This window comes from Thauera sp. SDU_THAU2 (genome assembly GCF_038260575.1).
Taxonomy (GTDB): Bacteria; Pseudomonadota; Gammaproteobacteria; order Burkholderiales; family Rhodocyclaceae; genus Thauera.
The window spans coordinates 2734502-2750881 of sequence record NZ_JBBWUN010000003.1 but is presented as its reverse complement, the minus strand read 5'-3'; the positions used below and the strand labels follow the sequence as shown (position 1 = coordinate 2750881).

Annotated in this window: 16 protein-coding genes; 6 read left to right on the top strand and 10 right to left on the bottom strand. The window is 69.1% G+C overall.

What is annotated here, in order from left to right:
• Positions 1-127: 127 nt before the first annotated feature.
• The 3 genes from AAFL97_RS14425 to AAFL97_RS14415 all read right to left on the bottom strand — a co-directional run bounded on the left by AAFL97_RS14425 (position 128) and on the right by AAFL97_RS14415 (position 2697).
• The gene (locus AAFL97_RS14425; protein WP_341645504.1) at positions 128-1117 is read right to left on the bottom strand and encodes a Bug family tripartite tricarboxylate transporter substrate binding protein; all 990 of its coding nucleotides are present in this window, start codon (positions 1115-1117) and stop codon (positions 128-130) included.
• 518 nt (positions 1118-1635) lie between these two features.
• Entirely contained in the window at positions 1636-2445 is an 810-nt protein-coding gene (locus AAFL97_RS14420; RefSeq protein WP_341645503.1) for an IclR family transcriptional regulator, read from the bottom strand.
• A gap of 42 nt (positions 2446-2487) precedes the next feature.
• The gene (locus AAFL97_RS14415; protein WP_341645502.1) at positions 2488-2697 is read right to left on the bottom strand and encodes a hypothetical protein; all 210 of its coding nucleotides are present in this window, start codon (positions 2695-2697) and stop codon (positions 2488-2490) included.
• Between the two features lie 48 nt (positions 2698-2745).
• Between AAFL97_RS14415 and AAFL97_RS14410 the strand changes: the two genes are divergently transcribed.
• Complete coding sequence (locus AAFL97_RS14410; RefSeq protein WP_341645501.1) at positions 2746-4479, top strand: FAD-dependent oxidoreductase; 1734 nt, start codon at positions 2746-2748, stop codon at positions 4477-4479.
• Between the two features lie 229 nt (positions 4480-4708).
• Here AAFL97_RS14410 and AAFL97_RS14405 read toward each other — a convergent pair whose 3' ends face one another.
• From AAFL97_RS14405 to AAFL97_RS14375, 7 genes are all read right to left on the bottom strand, one after another.
• Positions 4709-5518 carry a sugar phosphate isomerase/epimerase family protein gene (locus tag AAFL97_RS14405; protein ID WP_341645500.1) on the bottom strand — a complete coding sequence of 270 codons (810 nt, stop codon included), beginning with the start codon at positions 5516-5518 and terminating at the stop codon, positions 4709-4711.
• Positions 5519-5537: 19 nt separating this feature from the next.
• A complete protein-coding gene (locus tag AAFL97_RS14400) occupies positions 5538-6158 on the bottom strand; it encodes an NIPSNAP family protein (RefSeq protein WP_341645499.1) in 621 nt (206 codons plus the stop codon).
• Positions 6159-6202: 44 nt separating this feature from the next.
• Positions 6203-7255, bottom strand: a complete 1053-nt coding sequence (locus AAFL97_RS14395) for a Gfo/Idh/MocA family protein (RefSeq protein ID WP_341645498.1) — start codon at positions 7253-7255, stop codon at positions 6203-6205.
• Between the two features lie 4 nt (positions 7256-7259).
• Positions 7260-7868 carry an SDR family NAD(P)-dependent oxidoreductase gene (locus AAFL97_RS14390; RefSeq protein ID WP_341645497.1) on the bottom strand — a complete coding sequence of 203 codons (609 nt, stop codon included), beginning with the start codon at positions 7866-7868 and terminating at the stop codon, positions 7260-7262.
• 237 nt (positions 7869-8105) lie between these two features.
• Positions 8106-8942 carry a sugar phosphate isomerase/epimerase family protein gene (locus AAFL97_RS14385; RefSeq protein WP_341645496.1) on the bottom strand — a complete coding sequence of 279 codons (837 nt, stop codon included), beginning with the start codon at positions 8940-8942 and terminating at the stop codon, positions 8106-8108.
• 37 nt (positions 8943-8979) lie between these two features.
• Positions 8980-10719 carry an FAD-dependent oxidoreductase gene (locus AAFL97_RS14380; RefSeq protein ID WP_341645495.1) on the bottom strand — a complete coding sequence of 580 codons (1740 nt, stop codon included), beginning with the start codon at positions 10717-10719 and terminating at the stop codon, positions 8980-8982.
• A 107-nt stretch (positions 10720-10826) separates the two neighbouring features.
• Positions 10827-11645 carry a shikimate dehydrogenase family protein gene (locus AAFL97_RS14375; RefSeq protein WP_341645494.1) on the bottom strand — a complete coding sequence of 273 codons (819 nt, stop codon included), beginning with the start codon at positions 11643-11645 and terminating at the stop codon, positions 10827-10829.
• A 152-nt stretch (positions 11646-11797) separates the two neighbouring features.
• On the opposite strand from AAFL97_RS14375, the gene AAFL97_RS14370 reads away from it, so the two are divergent.
• The 5 genes from AAFL97_RS14370 (at position 11798) to dctP (ending at position 16371) form a co-directional block, all read left to right on the top strand.
• Positions 11798-12424 carry an HAD-IA family hydrolase gene (locus tag AAFL97_RS14370; protein ID WP_341645493.1) on the top strand — a complete coding sequence of 209 codons (627 nt, stop codon included), beginning with the start codon at positions 11798-11800 and terminating at the stop codon, positions 12422-12424.
• Between the two features lie 13 nt (positions 12425-12437).
• A complete protein-coding gene (locus AAFL97_RS14365) occupies positions 12438-13379 on the top strand; it encodes a LysR family transcriptional regulator (RefSeq protein WP_341645492.1) in 942 nt (313 codons plus the stop codon).
• A gap of 109 nt (positions 13380-13488) precedes the next feature.
• Complete coding sequence (locus AAFL97_RS14360; protein ID WP_341645491.1) at positions 13489-14421, top strand: NAD-dependent epimerase/dehydratase family protein; 933 nt, start codon at positions 13489-13491, stop codon at positions 14419-14421.
• Positions 14418-15173 (top strand): SDR family oxidoreductase, encoded by a 756-nt coding sequence (locus tag AAFL97_RS14355; protein WP_341645490.1) that lies wholly within the window; start codon positions 14418-14420, stop codon positions 15171-15173. The genes AAFL97_RS14360 and AAFL97_RS14355 overlap by 4 nt, the downstream gene beginning before the upstream one ends.
• Positions 15174-15303: 130 nt before the next feature.
• Positions 15304-16371: a TRAP transporter substrate-binding protein DctP gene (gene dctP / locus AAFL97_RS14350; protein WP_341645489.1), complete on the top strand. Its 1068-nt coding sequence runs from the start codon at positions 15304-15306 to the stop codon at positions 16369-16371.
• Positions 16372-16380: the final 9 nt, after the last annotated feature.

Genomic DNA, 16380 nt, shown 5'->3' with positions numbered 1-16380 from the left:
CGGGGTCGGGACGCGGGCATTGCGCTTCCCTGCCGGGCGTTTCCCCAGTGGTTCTTGTCGTTAGGGAAGAGGCCCGAAACGGCCGCTTGCGCGGCCGTTTCGGCTTGGGTCAGCTTGATCCCGGGTATCAGGGACGGGGAATGCCCAGCTCGGCGGGATCCTTCTTGGCCGCACCCACGTCGTGGTAGACCCAGGCGGTGATCGACTGCCAGCGCTTGATGTAGTCGTCGGCCTCGTCGCCCGAGATGTTCAGGATCGAGTTGCCGCGGCTTTCCACCAGTTCACGGTGGGCCGGGTTATCCACTGCGTGCTTGAATGCGGCGACCAGTTTCTGCTTGGCTTCCTCGGGCACGTCCTTCTTGACGAAGATGCCGAAGAAGGAACCCCAGCCGGCGAACTTTTCCAGTTCCGGCAGCGATTCGGTCATCGGCGGGATGTCGCCGTAGGGCTTGTTGTCGAGCACGCCGAGCGCCTTCAGGCGGCCCGACCTGATGTGCTCCTGTACTGCGCTGGCGCCGATGAAGCCGAAGTCGACATGGCCGCCGAGGATGCCGGTGATGCCGGGGCCGTCACCGTCGAAAGGCACGGGCAGGATCGGGAACTTGGTCACCGAGGACACCATCGAGCTGGCGGTGTAGGGCACGGTGCCGACGCCGGAGGTGTACATCTTGACCTTGCCGGGGTTGGCCTGGACGTGGTCGACCAGATCCTTCAGCGTATTCCACGGCCTGTCCTTGTTCGCCACCAGCAGCACGTTGCTGCGCGACACGAGGTTGACCGGGTAGAAGTCGCTGTAGTCGAAGTTGGCCAGACCCATCACCTTGTACAGCGCCGGGTTCTCCGCACCCATCAGCACCGTGTAGCCGTCGGATTTCTGCTGCATCACGAAGTTGGCGCCGATCACGCCCACGCCGCCCGGCTTGTTCTGCAGCACGATCTTCTTGCCCAGTGCCTCTTCGGCATAGGGGGTCAGGCTGCGCATGGCGACGTCGGTGGTGCCGCCGGCCGACCACTGGATCACGCCCGTGACTTCGCGTTCGGGGTAGTTCTGCGCGGCGGCCAGGGTGCTGACCAGCGACAGCGCCACTGCGCCGGCCAGCTTGCGGTAATGGGTCATGTGTCTCTCCTCCGGTTGATGAGTGCTTCGTAGCGTCCAGGCGACTTCGAGCGGCGCGCCTGATTTGCCGCATTTCCTGCAGGTCTGTGCCCGCCTCGTACGAGCGGGATCGGTGCGAGACAGGGATTGTCGTCGTCTCGTCGCCACGCTTCCGTAAGCTGCAAGGACGGAGAAGATCCCGCTGCGCAAGCTTTGTGAAAGGCGTCGAAGTCTAGTAATTCGATGGAAGCGGCAACAGTGCGGATGGTTGCTATCAGTTATTCACTTTTGTGATAGCTGCAAGCGTTCAGTTTATGAAGCCGTCTGGCTCGATGTTTGCGCTCGTCGACGCGGACGCCGGTCGCCGAAACGCCGGGGGCGCATCGCGTGGGCTGCGCCGCGCGCCGCCCGGCCTGCCGGGGAGCCTGGTGATGTTCGTGATCGTCCTTGCATTCCTGTTCGAGTGTCGTCGCGCGCCGCCCGGCCGGCGGCGGCCGGACGGGGCGGAGATATATCTGGAAGAGCGAGGGTGTCCGTTCTCACCCGCTGTGGGTGCGGCCGCCGAACAGGCTCGAATTCTGGTAGCCGAGCCCGAGCTCCTGCGCGGTCTGCAGCAGCTCGGGCGCCAGCGCCTGCATGCGTTCCTCGGTCAGGCGGGCACTCGGCCCGGATACGCTGAGCACGCCGACGACTCCCTGGTGAACCGGATGGCGCACTGCGGTGGCGATGGCGGCGAGCCCGGGTTCGGAGCTGTCGGTCACCATGGCGTAGCCGCGCTGGCGTGCAAGCTCGATGCGGGCCAGCACTTCCTTCAAGGTGCGCGGCGCATTGCGGCCCAGTTCCGCTCCGGTGGCGATGCCCTGGCGCGAGACGAGCTGCAGGGCTTCCTCGTCGCTCAGGCAGGCCAGCCACGCGAAGCCGGTGGCGGTGCATGAAAGCGGCGCGGTGCGGCCCATGTCCGGGTCGTAGCGCAGGCCTTGCTGGGCGCCCTGGGCCTTGCCCACCCATACCTGGCTCTGGTTCGGCGGCTCGCCTTCGATGACGCTCAGGCGCACCAACTCGCCGGTCGAGGCGGCCAGCCTGTCCATCAGCGGCTGGGCGATGTCGTTGATGCCGCTGAGCGCAAGAAAGCCGAGCGCCACGGTCAGCAGGCGCATGGTCAGCACGTAATGGGCGCTTGCACTGTCCTGCCGCACATAGCCGTGTTCGACCAGTGAAGCCAGCAGGCGATGCGCGGCGCTCTTGGGGATGTTCAGCGAATCGGCGACGTGCTGCAGCGCGATGCCTTGCGGATGCTGCGCAAGCAGTTCGAGGGCGCCGAGCGCACGGGAAAGAAGTGATCCAGCCATGGCAGTGATAATAGAGAACTGAGTTTCAAAATGGAATGGCGTTCAGAAAATTTTTGATTCAGGTAAAAGAAATTTCTTGAGCGCCGGCCTTGTGTGCTGCTTCGAGCGTTCAGGAATGAGACTTCGTTCCATTGTGGAATCATGCCCGCTCCTGCCTGCGCCCACCAGCAGAAACACGGCCAGAGGCCCGGGGCGCGCAGCAGTTTCGGCAAAAACAGTGGCACGATGAGTTAAACTGGAATACAGTTCCATTTTTTAATTACGTGCCGCTTCATACTCGGAGAAGAACGAGGAGACCCCATGTTGAAACGTATCGAAGATATCCAGGACGGCGAGAGCTTCGACGTCGTCGTCGTCGGCGCCGGCGGCGCCGGCATGTCGGCGGCGCTGTTCGCCGCCATCGATGGCGCCAAGGTGCTGCTGGTCGAGTCGACCGAGTACGTCGGCGGCACCTCCGCCTATTCCGGCGCCACGACCTGGGTGGTCGGCACCCGCCATGCCCCTGCGGTCAACCCGCAGGATTCGGTGGACAACGCCCGCCGCTTCCTCGACCTGGCCGTCGGCGAGCGCTCGGACCCCAAGGTGCGCGAAGCCTTTCTCGTGAACGGCGCCGACGCCGTCGCCAGGATCGAGGACAACTCGCACGTCAAGTACCGCCCGCGCGACTTCCATCCCGACTACCTGTCCGAGCTGGAAGGCTCCACCACCTGCGGCCGCGCGCTGGAACCCTATCCCTTCGACGGCCGCCTGCTGGGCGAGCACTTCGGCCTGATCCGCCCGCCGATCCCGGAATTCACCGTGCTCAAGGGCATGATGGTCGACCGCGACGACATCCTGCAGCTAATGGCCTTCATCAAGAAGTGGTGGGGCTCGTGGGACACCTGCAAGTACGTCGCCCGCACCCTGCTGCGCCATGCCGGCGACCGCCTGCGCCATCCGCGCGGCACCCGCCTGGTGATGGGCAACGCGCTGGCCGGGCGCCTGCTGCTGTCGCTGCGCGAGCGCGGCGTCGCACTGCTGACCAGGGCCAGCGTCACCGAGCTGCAGCGTGGCGCCGACGGTGTCGACGCGCTGGTGCTGAAGCAGGGCAGCACCTCGCGCAGCATCCGGGTCAAGGGCGGCGTCATCATGGCTTCGGGCGGCTTCAACCGCCATCCCAAGCGCCGTGCGCAACTGATGCCGGGGGCGGACGCGGCCTGGTGCCCGGGCGCGCCCGGCCACACCGGCAGCCTGCACGACCTGGCCGAAGCGGTCGGCGCGCGCTATGGCGAAGGCGAGCTGTCGCCCTGCTTCTGGGCACCGGTGTCGATCCGCAAGCGCAAGGACGGCAGCCAGGCGGTGTTCCCGCACTTCGTCTTCGACCGCGCCAAGCCGGGCATGATGATCGTCAACCAGGAAGGCAGGCGCTACTACAACGAGTCGATCTCCTACCACCTGACCGGCATCACCATGCAGGAGGCGAACAAGCACACGCCGTCGGTGCCGTCCTTCCTCGTCACCGACGCCGAAGGCATGCGCAAGTACGGCATGGGCATGGTGCGTCCGAACAGGATGGGCCTGGCCGAGGCGCTGGCCGACGGCTACGTGGTATCCGGCAACACGCTCGACGAACTGGCGCGCAAGCTGGGCGTCGACGCGGCCAATCTCAGGCAGGCCGCCGCCGATATCGGCCGCTTCGCCAGGACCGGCGTGGATGAACAGTTCCAGCGCGGCACCACGCTGTACCAGCGCGCCAACGGCGACGCCAACTGGTCGGGCCCCAACCCCAGCCTCGGTCCGATCGAGACCGCGCCGTTCTACGCGGTGCGCCTCTATCCGGGCGACATCGGCGCGGCCAAGGGCTTCCTCACCGACGAGCACGCGCGTGCGCTCGATGCCGGCAAGCAGGCCATTCCCGGCCTGTACGCGATCGGCAACGACCAGCAGTCGATCATGGGCGGCACCTATCCGGGGCCGGGCATCACCCTCGGGCCGGGCCTGGTGTTCGGCTACCTGGCGGCCCGCGACGCGGTAGCGAGGGCCAGGGCGGCGTGAAGACCGCGCGCGGCGGCGGCTGCCGCTTCGGCGCGCGGCATGCAGGCTTTCGGCAGCAAGCCGGGCACCGCATCACGGTGGCCGGCTGCCCTGCATGCGCCCGGGCGCTGTGCTGAGCGGCCGGCGGCGGGAAAGGCGGCAGGTGCGGTAAAGAAGAAGGGCACGCCGCAGGTCGCGGGCGTGCCCTTCTTTTGTTCTGCACCCGGCCGTGCGAGGCTCGGGCGCAGTCTCACAGGCCGGCGAGCAGGCGCTCGGTGGCTTCGCGCAGGCGGCGTGCGCGTTCGAACGGGCCGACGGTGCGCGCCAGTGCCATCTGCGGTACCTCGAGCGACAGCGGAATGCCGTCCGGCAGCGCGCGCAGCAATTCGCCCAGCGGCAGCCCGCCTTCGCCCGGCGCCTTGCGCTCGGCACGGGCCTGGAACAGGATTTCCTCGGTCGTGCCCGGGCGTTCGGCGGGTGCGTCGCAGAACTGCATGTACTGGAAGCGCGAGGCCGGGATCGCCGCCAGCCCGTCGACGGTGTCGCCGGCGCGGTCGAAGTGGATCGGGTCGACGATGATGCCGGCGTTGCCGCGCCCGGCGGCGGCCATCACGCGCTCGGCGGCGGCGATGTCGCGCACGTCGGTCCACGGCATCGGTTCGATGTGGGCGGCCATGCCATAGCGGGCGGCAAGCTCGCAGGTACGGCCGTAGTTGTCGACCAGGCGGTCGAACTCGGGGTCGTTGCCGGCGAGCAGCACGTGCCTGGCCTCGAAGCGGGCGCCGGTGGCCATGAAGGGCTCGAAGTCGGCCACCACGGTGTCGGGCTTCAGGCGCAGGATTTCCACGTCCAGCACCCGTACGCCGGTGTCCTGCAGGCGGGCGAGGATGTCCTCGACCACCGGCGTGTCGCCGATGGTCGGGTAGTGGGCCTCGGTCGGCGTCGCCGGGTTGAGGCGCAGGCCGACATGCGAGTAGCCCGCCCACGCGGCGCAGCTCACCATGTCGGCGGGCGAAAGGTCGAGCACGGTCAGTGCAGCGAGCGAGAGCGGGCGTTTCATCGCGGAGTCTCCGGCCGGATCAGCGCAGCGGCGAGTTCGGCGCCGGCAGGAAGATCGCGCTGTGCAGCGTGGTCAGGTTGGCCGGGCCGCCCTTGGGCGGCCACACGCCCTGGGCCACGGCGTCGGCGCGGGCCTTGGCGCGGGCATCGGTGCTGGCATACGGCCAGATGTTCATGAAGCGCGGGCCCTTGCCGTCCAGCGCGTACATCGCGATCAGCAGCGGCGACACGGCGTGGCGGGCGGCATAGGCGGCTTTCCAGCACTCGATGGTGGCGGCGACGCCTTCGGGCTTGATGCCGTAGGTACGCACTTCATACACCGGGCCGAGGGCGCCGGTCTCGATCGGCGGCAGGAAGGGGAAGGCGGCGTAGGTCGACAGGTCGAGGCCGAGCATCAGCTCGTTGTCCAGGCCGAAGGGTTTGCCGCCCAGCAGCATGCGTTCGCGCTCGGCGTCGAGGTCGGACGAGGTCTCGAACTCGCGCAGCACCATGATCTGGTTCAGCTCGCCGATGTCCGAATACCACAGGCCGAGCAGGCGGCCGCGCGCCTGCGGCGCGGTGGCATAGGCTTCGATCAGCGGATAGACCTTGGCATTGGCGAACATCGGGATGTCGATGAGGGCGACTTCGTATTTCTTCATGACGGTTTCCTTCAGTGGGTCGGGGTGGTGGGTGGAGAGGAGGCTCAGACCCGGACGGGCCTGACGCTGCGGCCTTCGCGCGCCGCCTGGTGGATGGCGTCGAGCACCGCGATGCTGCGGGCGGCATCCTCGACGCTGACCAGCGGCGCAACCTCGCCGCGCACGACGCGCTCGAAGTGGCGCAACTGAAGCACCTGAGGATCGTCGGCCTGGAAGCCGATCTGCTGTTGATGCAGCGGCGCTTCCCAGTCGGCGCGTTCGCCGTAGCGCCACAGCTTGAGCTGCGGCACCGACAGTGCCCCTTCGGTGCCGGACAGCATCATGCAGGGCTGGTCGTATTCCTTGGCGAACTTGGCGACTTCGTTGAGATTCTTTTCCCAGCCCCAGGGCGCGGCGACCGCGTCCGAGGCGACGATGCTGGCCAGCGCGCCGCTTTCGAAGCGGAAGCTGACGGTGGCGGTGTCCTCCACCGCGAAGCCGCGCTGGGCGTTGCTGGTGAACGCCTGCACCTCGACCACTTCGCCGTACAGGTGGCGCAGCAGGTCGGTCTCATGCACCAGGTTGATCAGGATGATGCCGGCGCCGGCTTCGCGGCGCCAGGCGATGTCGTAATAGGCATCGGGCTTCCTGGTCTGCCACAGCACGGTCGCCAGGCAGGGGCGGCCGAGCGCGCCGGAGTCGATGATCTGCTTGGCGCGCGCGATCACCGGATTGTGGCGGCGATGGTGGCCGACCAGCACCGGCACAGGGTTGGCGCGAAGGGCATCGATCAGTTGGCGGGCTTCGTCGAGCGAGGTGGCGACGGGCTTTTCGAGCAGCACCGCGATGCCGGCCTCGATGCACCTCAGCGTGGTCGCCACGTGCAGGTCGTTGGGGTTGGCGATCACGACCGCGTCGGGACGCTCGGCGGCGAGCATCGTCTCGGTGTCCTTGAAGGCCGGTACTTTTTCCTCGTCGGCGAGCGTGCTGCTGAAGGGGTCGACGATGGCGACGAGATCCAGCTCGGGGAGCTGCTTCATGGTGCCGACGTGCTGGCGGCCCATGACGCCGGCGCCGATCACGGCGACGCGCAGGGGTGGGGGGCTGAGCGTGGGCATGGTTTCAGTTCGCCGGCGGCAGGCCGGGGATGGTGCGCATGATCGAGGCGGTGAAGCCGCCATCGACGCAGATGTTCTGCGCGGTGATGTAGGCCGCGCTCTCGCCGAGCAGGAAGGCGGCGGCGGTGGCGATGTCCTCGGGCAGGGCGACGCGGCCGAGCGGCACGATGGCCTGGCGCCTGGCCGCGACTTCGGCGTTCTGATAGACCCGCTCGGTGAGCGTGGTGCGGACCATGCCGGGCGACAGGCTGTTGACGCGCACGCCGTCGGCCGCCCATTCGAGCCCGAGCTGCTGGCACAGCATGATGACGGCCGCCTTGGACGAGGAATAGGCGCCGCTGTTGGGGTGGGCCTGCATGCCTGCCATCGAGGCGATGGCAAGCATCGCGCCGCGGCTGTCCTTCAGTGCCGGCCAGGCGGCTTTCGCCAGCAGCCAGGTGGCGCGGACGTTGACCGCGTACAGGCGGTCCCAGCGCTCGATGTCCAGCGCGGCGAGCGGGCTGGGGGCGAGGATGCCGGCGTTGCATACCAGGGCGTCGAGGCCATCGCAGAAGGCCGTCGCTTCGGCGACGAGGCGGACCGGCGCTTCCGGGTCGGCGAGATCGCCGAGCACGGGCGGGCTTCGGCGCCGAGCGCTGCCAGTTGCGCCAGCAGTCGTTCGAGATGTTCGCCCCGCGTGGTGGCGCCGAGCGCCAGGCGGGCGGTCCTGCCCCGTGCCTTGGCCTGGCGGGCCAGTTCCAGGGCGATGGCGGCGCCGATGCCGCGGCTGGCGCCGGTGATGAATGCGCGCATGGGTCTGTCTCCTTGTCGTGGGCGGTTCGGGCGTGGGCTCGTCGCCGGTCCCTGTCGTTCAGTTCTTGCCGGTCGGTGCTCGCGACACGATGGCCCGGGCCGCTTCCAGCGCCGCGCGGGCCCAGCCTTCGGCACCGAGCTGCGGCGCGCGGATATCGTTGGGCACTTCGACGCCGACCGGCAGCTCGCGGGGGAGCGCCCGCCAGATGCCGTCGAGGTCGATGGCGCCTTCGCCCGGCAGCAGGCGCTCGCAGCGCGCGGCGTGGATCAGGCCTTCGGGGGTGGTCGGGCGCTCGGCCGGGCCGTCGCAGATCTGCGCGTAGTGCAGCCATTCGCGTTGCACGCGGGCGATGTCGGTAGCACTGCCGCCGGAGCGGTCGAGGTGCAGCGCGTCGATCAGCACGCCGGCATTGTCGGCGCGGACGGCGGAGACGACTTCGATCGCGTCGCCGATGCCGACGACCGCAGTCCAGGGCATGAACTCGAGGTCGCAGCACAGGCCGTAGGGCCTGGCCGCCTCGCACAAGCGGCCGTAGGCGTCGATCAGCCGGGCACGCTCGCCGTCGTCGCCGGCGACGAGAATGCACTGCGCGCCCAGGCGCTGGCCGACCTCGAAGAAGCGGCCGTAGCGCGCCGGGTCGAAGCCGGCGTCGAGGCGGATCATTTCCAGGTCGAAGATGCGGACGCCGGTATCGGCCATCACGGCGAGGGTTTCGGCCAGCAGCGCGTCGTCGTCCATCAGCGGATAGGCGATGCCGCCGGGCGCGGCCGGCAGCAGGCGGATGCCGGCATGGCTGTAGCCGGTGCGCGCGGCGAGCCCGACCAGTTGCGGCGGGTTGTGGTCGAGCGCGGTGAGCTGCGAGAGCGAGAACGGCGGCAAGGCGTTTTGGGTCATTTCTGTCTCTTCCAGTGTTCTTGTCGGTGGATCTGCATCAGTCGCCGGCGGGCAACGGCACACCGGCCATGTGGTGGGCGGCGATGTAGCCGAAGGTCATCGCCGGGCCGAGGGTGATGCCGCCGGCGGGGTAGCGGCCGCCCATGACGCTGTCCATGTCGGCGCCGCAGGCACAGAGGCCGTCGATCGGCCGGCCGCCGGCGTCCAGCACGCGGGCGTCGGCATCGGTGCGCAGGCCGGCGAAAGTGCCCAGGCTGCCGGGTACGACGCGCACGGCGTAGTACGGTCCCTGCTCGACCGGTGCCACGCAGGGGTTGGGCTGGCATTCGGCATCGCCGTTGATGCGGTTGTAGGGCGTGTCGCCACGGCCGAACTCGGGGTCTTCGCCGCGGGCGGCGGGCGGGTTGTAGCGTGCCACGGTATCGGCCAGGCCGGCCGCATCGATGCCGCAGGCGGCGGCCAGGGCGTCGATGCCGTCGCCGCGCTTCAGGTAGCCCGACTTCAGCAGCGGGCCGAGCGGGAAAGGCGCGGGGCGGACGCGGCCCAGGCCGTAGCGGCGGATGAAGCGGTGGTCGCAGATCAGCCAGCATTCGGCGGCCTCGCCCTGCGGCGTGGCGGCGAACAGCGCGGCGATGAAATCGTAGTAGGAGCCGGCCTCATTGACGAAGCGGCGGCCATCCCTGCGCACCGCGATGATGCCCGGCTTGGCGCGCTCGATCAGGTGCGGGAAGTGGCCCACGCTGCCGTCCCCGCGTTCGACCAGCGACACCGGCGCCCAGGCGCCGGCGCCCGGCAGGTCGTCGGACACCGTGCCGCCGGCCGCTTCGCCCATGCGCAGGCCGTCGCCGGTATTGCCGAAGGGGGCGGCCGACCAGTGCTCGCGTCCGCTCGGCGTGTGCGGGAAGAGCTGCCTCGCCCGTGCCGGATCGTGCGGGAAGCCGCCCGCCGCCAGCATCACGCCGCGGCGGGCGCGTACTTCGACTTCGCCGTTCGGCGTGTCCACGATGGCGCCGCAGACCTTGCCGCCGTCGCGCAGCAGCTCGCGCACCGGGCTGCTCGTCCATATGTGGATGCCACGGTCGAAGGCGGATTTCGCCAGCCGCGCGACCAGCGCGTTGCCATTGACCAGCTGCATGCCGCGGCGATGCAGCAGCAGATCCTTGAAATGGACCAGCACCCGCCGGGTGACGTGGATGAAGGAGGGCCACGAGCGCAGGCTGTTCATGAAGTGGCGCAGGTCGGGGCCGGAGGCGATGCCCATGCCCCAGGGCGCGATCAGGTCCAGCGGCGGGCGCAGCCGCTCGATGCGGGGGCCGAGCTCGCGGCCGTCGAAGGGCGCGGCGCACACCGAGCGGCCGCCGGTGCCGGCGCCGGGCTGCTTGCCATGGAAGTCGGGGATCAGGTTGCCGTCGATGAACTGCACCGCCGTGCGGCGGCGGAAGAAGTCCACCATGCGCGGGCCGTGTTCGAGGAAGGCGTCGACGCGGGCGGGGTCGTAGCGCTCGCCGAGCTCGTTGCGCAGGTAGGTGCGCGGTGCCTCCGGATCCTCGACGATGCCGGCTTCCACCGCCAGCGGGTTGCGCGGAATCCACAGCCAGCCGCCGGACCAGGCCGAGGTGCCGCCGTACACGGCTTCCTTTTCGGCCACCAGCACCTTCAGGCCGAGTTCGGCCGCGACCACGGCGCTGGCCAGGCCACCCGCACCGGAGCCGACGACCAGCAGGTCGACTTCGATGGGAGCCTGGGAAGGGACGGTTTGCGCTGCAACTGCGTTCATCTTGCCGATCCGATTCTGCAAAAAAAAGGGGCGGGCGGGGAAGCCCGGCGCCACGGGGAGGTGGGCGACCGGAACGCCCGCCCCGAAGGGACGAACTTGGGTCCCGCTCAGCGGGCGAGCGGACCGGTTTCGAGCAGGAAGTCGATCATGCGGTCGCGCACCGCGGCGAACATGCCGCCGCCGGTCTGCGTCAGGCAGCCCTTGTCGCGCGCGGCCTGCAGCATCGGCGTGACCGCGGGCACGGTGATGACGTCGCCGACGAACATGTCGGCGGTGAACTTGCCGGCCTGCACCGGCAGCGGGTCGCCGTCGCGCATGCCCGAGGGCGTGGCGTTGACGACGACGCCGAAGCCGCTCGGGTCGTCGCTGCCGGCAAGGACCTTGTCGCCGTGCAGGCTGCGCAGGCGGGCGACCAGCGCGTCGCGGCGCGCGGTATCGCCGTCGTGCACCGCCAGCTCGGAGACGCCGGCGTCCAGCAGCGCCAGGGCGATCGCCGAACCCGCGCCGCCCGCGCCGACCAGCAGCGCACGCTTGCCTTCCGGCTTGCAGCCGGCGGCGCGGGCGGCGGCGACGAAGCCTTCACCGTCGCACATGTCGCCATGCCAGCTGCCGTCCGGGTTGCGGCGCATGATGTTGCAGGCGCCGAGGAAGTCGGCGCGCTCGGTGGCGCTGGCGCACAGCCCGTGGGCGGCGAACTTGTGCGGCACGGTCATGCTGATGCCGTCGAAGTTCTTCGCCAGGCTCATGCCCTGCACCAGCGCGGCGAGATCGGCGGGCGCGACGTGGATGGGCACCAGCACCGCGTTGATTCCCTTTTCATTGAGGGTGGCGGTGACGCCTGCGGGTGATTTCACCTGGGCGATCGGATCGCCCATGATCGCGAGGACGCGGGTTTCGCCGCTGAGGCCGGGAAGCTGGGTGCTCATCTGAGTTGTCTCCAGAAGGGGTTTTTGTAGAAAATGAAACCGTATTCCAAAATGAAAACATATTTCATTAAAAACCGCAATGGAGGCATGATGTCGATGCAGCAGCGTGCTGCGGGCGTATCGAACAGGGAGCAGGAATGGCGATTCAGGGCTTGATCTTTGATTGTGACGGGACGCTGGTCGACAGCGAGGGCCTGTCCGTGGAGTTGATGGTGGCGCTGCTGGCGGAGTCCGGCGTGGCGATGGACGCGGATGCGCTGATGGCGCGTTTTCGCGGACGGCGTTTCGCCACCATGCTGGACGAACTGTGCGGCGAGTTCACGCTTCTCGACGCGGAATGGCTGACGGCGGAGTTCCGCGCGCGGACGCCGGTGCTGTTCCGCGAGCGGCTGCAGGCCATGCCGGGGGCGCTGGAACTGGTGCGCAACCTGGAGATCGAGCGCTGCGTCGCCTCCAATGGGCCGCGCAACAAGATCGAGACCAGTCTGACGGTCACCGGCCTGTTGCCATACTTCGTCGATCGCATCGTCAGCGCCTACGAGGTCGGGGCATGGAAGCCCGATCCGGCGCTGATCCGGGCCGCTGCCGCATCGATGAAGCTGCCGGCCGAGCGCTGCCTGCTGGTCGAGGACAGCCTGCCCGGCGTGCAGGCCGGCCTGGCTGCCGGCGTGCGGGTGGCGGCCTACCGGCTCGGCGAGGAGGAACTGGGCGAACTGGGCCAACGGGCGCGGCAGGTGGTGCGCATCGGCGAACTGGCCGACGTGCGGGCGCTGCTGTGAGCGGGAGCGGCCGGTGAGCCAGCCGCCTCGCCCGGATGCGCTGGCGCCGGGCCACACGCCCTTGCTCGACGTCAAGTACCTGCGCTTCCTGGATGTGCTCTACCGCACCCGCAGGCTCAGCCACACCGCCCATCTGCTCGACCAGAGTCCGCCGACGATGAGTATCTGGCTGGCTGCCCTGCGCGAGCGCTTCGGCGATCCGCTTTTCGTCAGGATGGCCGACGGCATGCAGCCGACGCCGCGGGTCGAGGCGATGATGCCGCTGGTGCGCAGCGCGCTGGCCGCGCTGCAAGGCCTGGTCGCCGATCCCGACGATTTCGACCCGGGTACCGCGACCCGCCATTTCCGGCTCTGCATGAGCGATGGCTCCATCCTGACGCTGCTGCCGGGCCTGCTGTCGCAGATCCGGCGCAAGGCGCCGAACGTCAGGCTGGAGGCGATCCGCATCGGCGCGGACGTGCCGCAGCTGCTGGCCAACGGCGAAGCCGACCTGGCGCTGGGCTATCTGCCGGTGCTGGAGAATGGCTTCTACCAGCAGGCGCTGTTCGAGCAGGTCTGGGTGTGCCTGGCGAACCCGGCGCATCCGCTGATCCGTTCGGGCCTGGACATCGACACGTATGCCGCGGCGAGACATGTCGACATCCCGCAGGGCACCGGCCATGCGATGCTCAAGGCGGCGCTGGCCCGCCAGCAGATCCAGCGCCAGGTGTGCCTGGAAATCCCGGTTTACCTCGGCCTGCCGGCGATCGTGTCGGGCAGCGACCTGATCGCCACGGTGCCCAGCCTGACCGGCTACACCCTGGCGCGCGTCTCCGGGCTGGATGTCTATCCCTGCCCGGTGCCGATGCCGCCCTTCATGGTGATGCAGTACTGGCACGAGCGCTTCCATCTCGACCCGGGCAACCGCTGGCTGCGCCGGCAGGTATACGAGGTGTGCGCCGGCCGCGGGCGCTGAGCGGCGTTGCGGCCAAGTTTGCGAAATGCAAGCTCGCACTTTGTGTCCCGCCTAATTCCCTGTCCGGCCGCTTTTTCTAGAATCGGCGAAAAAGCGAGGAGGAGGAGGCATGAAGATACTCATCACGGGGGGCAGCGGCTTCCTGGGCGCCTGGATCGTGCGCCGGCTCGTCGACGCCGGGATGGAGCCGCGCGTGTTCGACATCACCAACAATCGCGACCGCATCGCCGAAATTGCCGGGCAGCGCACGGCGCGTGATCTGGTCTGGGTCGTCGGCGACATCCGCAATGCCGACGACGTGCGGCTGGCCGCCGAAGGCTGCCAGGGCATCATCCACCTGGCCGGCGTGCTGACGCCCGCCTGCGCGGCCAAGCCGGTGCTGGGCGCCGAGATCAACCTGATCGGCACCCTGAATGCGTTCGAGGCCGCCCGCCACCACGGCATTGCGTCGGTGGCCTATGCCGGCAGCGCCGGCGTGTTCGGCCCCGACAGCGGCGAGGTGCCGGCGCCGGCGACCCACTACGGCGCGTTCAAGCTGGCCTGCGAGGGTTCGGCGCGGGCCTACTGGAACGATCATCGCATTTCCAGCGTGGGCTTCCGCCCCTTCGTGGTCTATGGCCCGGGGCGCGAAACCGGTGCCAGCGCCGGCCCCACGCTGGCGTGCAGGGCGGCGGCACGGGGCGAGCCCTACGTCATCCCGTTCACCGGCGCGAGCGGGCTGGTGTACGTGGAGGATGTCGCCGCGGCCTTCGTCCAGGCCGTGATCGACCGGCCGCAAGGCGCGCGGGTGTGCAACATCGTCGGCCAGGAAGCCAGCGTCGATGAGGTGATGGCGACGATCCGCGAACGGGTGCCCGGCGCCCGCCTGAGCGCCGCCGGCGCGCCCTTGCCGATCGCGGTCGGGCAGAGCGAAGCCGAACTCGACGCCTTGTTCCCCGCTCGCCCGCGGACCTCGCTGGCGCAGGGCATTGCCCGCACGATCGCCCATTACCAGGCGGCCTGCGACCAGGCGGCCGGCGCCGCGCGGAGCGTGTCGGCATGAGTGCGGCCGGCGGACAGCCCAGGGTTGCGCTGATCGTCGGTGCCGGCGGCGGCATCGGCAGTGCGATCGCGCACCGCCTGGCGCGGGCCGGCGCGGCGCTGGCGCTGGCCGATCGCGACCTCGCGCGGGTCGAGGCGCTGGCTGCCGAATTGAAGGAGGCCTGCCCCGGCGTGCTCGCGCTTCGCTGCGATGCGGTGGTCGAGACCGAGACGGATTGGACGGTCGGCCGGGTCGTCGGGCATTTCGGCAGGCTGGACATCCTCGTCCACTGCGTGGGGGTCACGGGGCCGTCGTCGCCGGTGCATGAAACCGCCGTCGCCGCGTGGGACGACACGCTGGCGATCAATCTGCGCAGCGCCTTCCTGTTCTCGCGCGCGGTCGTGCGGCCGATGCTGGAAGGCGGCTACGGCCGCATCGTCCATCTGGCGTCGATCGCCGGCAAGGAAGGCAACGCCGGCCAGGCGGCCTACTCGGTGGCCAAGGCCGGCGTGATGGCGCTGGTCAAGTCCCAGGGCAAGGAACTGGCGCGTACCGGCATCCGGGTCAATGCGGTGGCGCCGGCGGCGGTCAAGACGGCGCTGGTGGAGCAGATGTCGCCCGAACTGCGCGCCGCGATGCTGGCCAAGGTGCCGATGGGCCGCCCCGGCCTGCCCGAGGAGGTCGCCAACATGGTGGCCTGGCTGGCGTCGGAGGAGTGTTCCTTCACCACCGGCGCCACGTTCGACCTGTCGGGCGGCCGCGCGACCTATTGATTCGTTTGATTGGTTTCCCCGGAGCGGATCCGGCCCTTCGCATTCGCGCGGGACGGGCGGGGTGCGTCCGGTGCGTTCCTGGCATGCCCGTGCGGGTGCCGGTCTTATCAAAACCAGATGGAGAGAGACAATGATTCGAGCTTCACTGCCCACGACGAACACCGGGCCGGGCCGCCGGCGTTTCCTGAAGGGCTGCGGCGGCGTGGCCGCAGCGGCCGCCACGGCGGGCTTTGCCGGCAGCAGCCTGGCCCAGGGCAAGGCCACGACCCTGAAGGCCGTGGTGCAGCATCGCAACGGCGAGTCGTACAAGAAATGGCTGTGGCTGCAGGAGCAGGTCGCGGCGCGCAGCCAGGGCCGCCTGGCGATCGAGATCACCACCATCGGCGAGCTGGGCCTGGGCGGGCCCGAGATGCTGCGCGTGCTCAAGAGCGGCGTCATCGACATGGCGGAGGTGCTGCCCGGCTACGTGGCGAGCGATTTCCCGCTGATCGAGGCCTGCGACCTGCCGGGCATTTCCACCAGCTTCGACCAGTCGCGCCAGCTCTACGACGCATGGACCGAAAACGTCGTGGCGAAGAACGAAAGCGTGATCGGCGGCCGCATCGTCAGTTCCTTCTGCTGGTCCACGATGTTCATGTACACCAAGTTCCCGCTGGATACGCTCGAGGCTTTCAAGGGCAGGAAGATCCGCGTCTTCGCCCCGGCCCAGGCGCGTTTCCTGACCGCGCTCGGTGCCGAGCCGCTGAGCATGACCACGGCCGACGTCTACCCCTCGCTGCAGCGCGGCGTCATCGACGGCGCCATTACCGGCACCGAGCACGTCAAGGCCAGCAGCCTGTGGGAAGTCACCCGCTACATGACCAACGTGAACATTCCGCCGATGGGCTCCTACATCGTCATCGGCTCGCGCAGCCTGGCGAAGCTGCCCGCCGACCTGCGCGGCCTGTTCGCCGACGTCGGCAAGGAGCTGACCGACCTGGGCTGGCAACTGGGGCGCGACAACGACACGCTCGGCTTCGAATACGCGCTGGAGAAGGGCATGACGCTGACGCGCGAGGCCAAGCCGGAATGGGTGCCCCAGCTCACCAGGCTGTCGGCGGAGAACATCGTGCCCTGGTGGGCCGGGCGCGCCGGGCCGAAGGCGAAGAGCGCCTTCAACGAGTTCCTCGCTCCGATCGTCGGCTACACCCTGAGCTGATCCCGTCCA